Below are 266 nucleotides of genomic sequence, written 5' to 3' on the forward strand. Positions count from 1 at the left end.
GTATTGTTTATTGATTGTCACCGCTTTCGGCTGATTAATGAAAAGTATGGTCATGAGTTTGGCGATCTGATGCTGATTGAAGCGGCGCATCGCTTAAAAAATTTATTGCCGGAAGATGCGCTGGCCTGCAGGCCGGGGGCCGATGATTATATTCTGTTATTGCCGTTAACCGAGCAAAGCAACCTGCTGCCTTTTGTTCAGCATTTGATCACGCAATACACGGAACCATACTGGCTGGCAAATGAAAAAATTTCGCCTTCTGTTTG

Annotated in this window: 1 protein-coding gene; it reads left to right on the plus strand. The window is 45.1% G+C overall.

Annotated elements, in window-relative coordinates; all coding sequences use genetic code 11:
- A partial coding sequence (locus tag SB773_RS32275) for a diguanylate cyclase domain-containing protein (protein WP_410594452.1) occupies positions 1-266 on the plus strand: 266 nt, incomplete at both ends.

It is taken from the genome of Bacillus sp. SIMBA_074, assembly GCF_046534555.1.
GTDB lineage: Bacteria > Bacillota > Bacilli > Bacillales > Bacillaceae_G > Bacillus_A > Bacillus_A mycoides.